Here is a 272-nt window from a genome sequence, read left to right as displayed (position 1 = left end):
TTGTGGAACATACCGGTAACGGGCTGTATCGTCTGATCCACTCCGCACAATCTCCCGGTGGACAAGGATTACATCACACGATTGCTAACTTCCTGAATGCCGATAGCTTTTTCCCGGAAAGAAATACGGAATTCTGGCAGAAACTTGAAACACGCGTTGACGAAAATCATATTCTTATTCTTGGCAACGAAGCAGAGCACACGGTAGAACGTGATATTCGTCGCTATTTATCGAAAATCGAGAAATCGATTAAGAATCGTAATGTATGCCAG

At 43.8% G+C, this 272-nt stretch carries 1 protein-coding gene; it reads left to right on the top strand.

The window, feature by feature from the left end; all coding sequences use genetic code 11:
- Positions 1-272, top strand: a 272-nt coding sequence (locus tag ACPYOI_RS36285) for a hypothetical protein (protein WP_481424200.1), incomplete at both ends; no start/stop codon positions are given.

The organism is Rhizobium sp. SVR5-2C (genome assembly GCF_056755115.1).
The sequence above is the reverse complement of the archived record's forward strand: the minus strand, read 5'-3'. Positions and strand labels throughout refer to the sequence as shown.